We start from the raw sequence: 2,268 nt of genomic DNA on the forward strand, positions 1-2,268 counted from the left end.
ACGAGCGAGACCCTGGCCGGATGAGCACGACGTTCGGCGAGGAGTCGGCGACCGGTTTGGCCCAGATCGCGATCGCGCCCTACCTCGGCGAGTAGCCGGGATCAGGCGCGACCCTGCGCGACCGGATTGTTCAGTCGTCGTCTCCTCGTCCGTCGTCCGTCGCTGCTAGCGTCCGAGGCCTTGGGTCGACCGGCGACCGAAGGAGAGTGCGATGGACAGCGACGAGGCGGTCGCGACTGCGACCCAGGCGTACATCTACGGGTACCCGTTGGTCTACAACCTCGAGGAGATCGCCAAGCTCCCGGCCGGGGACTCGACCATCTTCGGCACCCCGGTCCCCTGGAACCACTTCGGGCCGGTCCGCCACCTGCTCGACCCGGCGGCGGAGTTCGTCTCACCGAACAACGACACCCTGTACCTGATTGCACCGCTGGACCTCAGCACTGGGCCGCTCGTGCTCCATGTCCCGGACACCCACGACCGCTACTACGTGCTGCAGTTCGTCGACGCCTGGACCAACAACGTCGCCTACATCGGCCGGCGAGCGACCGGCACGGCCGAGGCGGACTACCTGCTGACCCCACCCGGGTACACCGGCGATGTCCCCGCCGGCATGACGCCGGTCGAGATCCCGTCCGACGTGGCCATCATCGTGGGCCGGGTGCAGGTCGACGGCGAAGCCGACCTGCCCGCGGTCCACGCGCTCCAGGACCAGTTCACCCTGCGACCGCTGGCCGACGACGCGGGGGTCGCGAACGGCATCCCCTCACCGGATTCGGATGCCGTCCCCGACCTCGCGTTCTGGGAGCAGCTGCGGGTGGGCATCGCCGCGTTCCCGCCCCCGGATGCCGACGCGCCCTTCCTGGCCGCCCTCGCGGCGTTGGGGGTCACCGGCGACGCGCCGCTGAGCGCGCTCGACGCCCAAGCGGCCGCGGCGCTCACCGAGGGGGCACAGCAGGGTCAGGCGACGATCGAGAAGCTTGCCGGTGGGTCCACCGAGACCTCGTCGTGGTCCACGGCCAAGCACATGTTCGACTACAACCTCGACCGGCTCGGCCTCGGCACCAACGATGCGCCGGAATGGCGGATCGCCGACCGCAGGACGGCGTACGGGACCCGGGCGGTCGTCGCACGCGGCGGCCTGTGGGGCAACCACGGGTACGAGGCCACCTACGACTTCGCGTGGACCGACTCGGACGGCGAACCCCTGAACGGAGGCGCGTCGTACGAGGTGACCTTCTCGCCGCCGCCACCGGTCGAGGCGTTCTGGTCGTTCACGATGTACGACACCCCGAGGTTCTACCTCGTCGCCAACCCCATCGGCCGGTACTCGGTCGGCGACCGCACTCCCGGGCTGCAGTACGCCGACGACGGGTCCGTCACGATCTACCTGCAGCACGAGGCCCCGTCCGCGGACAAGGTGACCAACTGGCTGCCGTCCCCGGCCGGGGTGTTCCGCCCGGTCCTGCGCACCTACCAGCCCGGGGAGGCGATCCTCGACGGCAGCTACGTGCTGCCGGCGATCCGCCGCGTGGGCTGACGACCGGTCGCGCCCTGAGCCGTGCCGGACGGCACCCGCGCTGAGCACGCGGGTAGCACAGATGATGCTACCCAAGTAGCATAGGAGGATGAAGCTGAGCATCAGCCTGTCCGACGAGGACGTCGCCGCCCTGGATCGATATGTGCACGCGGCCGGGGTGCCGTCGCGGTCGGCCGCCATCCAGATGGCCATCCGGCTGCTCAGCGATCCCGCTCTCGAGGAGGACTACGCCGCCGCCTGGGATGAGTGGGAGGCGTCAGGCGAGGCCACCGCGTGGGAGGCCACCTCCGCCGATGGGCTCGCCGATGCTGCGCGGTGAGATCCGCCTGGCCGACCTCGACCCCGCTCGGTCCGGCGAGGCGAACAAGCGTCGTCCCGCCGTCATCGTCAGCAACGATCGCGCCAATGCCAGCGCGGCACGCCTGGGACGAGGGGTCGTGACGATCGTGCCGGTCACCAGCAACGTCGAGCAGGTCTACCCGTTCCAGGTCTTGCTGGCCGCAGAGGAGACCGGCCTCCGGGTGGACTCCAAGGCCCAGGGCGAGCAGATCCGCTCCGTCTCCGTGGAGAGGCTGGGGCGGGTGATCGGCCGGGTTCCTTTGCTGGTGATGGCGCGTCTCGACGACGCCCTCCGCCTCCACCTCCAGCTGTGACAGGTGGCCGAGGCGCCGCGTGAACCGAGCCACAGGCCTGGCCGGGAGGCGCCTCGCCGGAGGAGAATTCTGGGG

Annotated in this window: 3 protein-coding genes; all 3 read left to right on the plus strand. The window is 70.3% G+C overall.

Features of this window, described 5'->3' with window-relative positions; translation table 11 throughout:
- Window positions 1-211: 211 nt before the first annotated feature.
- The 3 genes from PLL68_RS14100 (at window position 212) to PLL68_RS14110 (ending at window position 2,193) form a co-directional block, all read left to right on the plus strand.
- Window positions 212-1,540, plus strand: a complete 1,329-nt coding sequence (locus PLL68_RS14100; RefSeq protein WP_324535146.1) for a DUF1254 domain-containing protein — start codon at window positions 212-214, stop codon at window positions 1,538-1,540.
- 88 nt (window positions 1,541-1,628) lie between these two features.
- On the plus strand, window positions 1,629-1,859 hold the full coding sequence (locus tag PLL68_RS14105) for a ribbon-helix-helix domain-containing protein (protein WP_324535148.1): 231 nt from the start codon (window positions 1,629-1,631) through the stop codon (window positions 1,857-1,859).
- Window positions 1,846-2,193 (plus strand): type II toxin-antitoxin system PemK/MazF family toxin, encoded by a 348-nt coding sequence (locus PLL68_RS14110; protein ID WP_324535150.1) that lies wholly within the window; start codon window positions 1,846-1,848, stop codon window positions 2,191-2,193. Before PLL68_RS14105 ends, PLL68_RS14110 begins: the two co-directional genes overlap by 14 nt.
- Window positions 2,194-2,268: the final 75 nt, after the last annotated feature.

Source organism: Ornithinibacter sp. (genome assembly GCF_035443565.1).
Classification (GTDB): Bacteria; Actinomycetota; Actinomycetes; order Actinomycetales; family Dermatophilaceae; genus Fodinibacter.

Coding starts and splice junctions, on each gene's coding strand:
- PLL68_RS14100 (WP_324535146.1), top strand. CDS start 212: ATGGACAGCGACGAGGCGGTCGCGACTGCGACCCAGGCGTACATCTAC.
- PLL68_RS14110 (WP_324535150.1), top strand. CDS start 1,846: ATGCTGCGCGGTGAGATCCGCCTGGCCGACCTCGACCCCGCTCGGTCC.
- PLL68_RS14105 (WP_324535148.1), top strand. CDS start 1,629: ATGAAGCTGAGCATCAGCCTGTCCGACGAGGACGTCGCCGCCCTGGAT.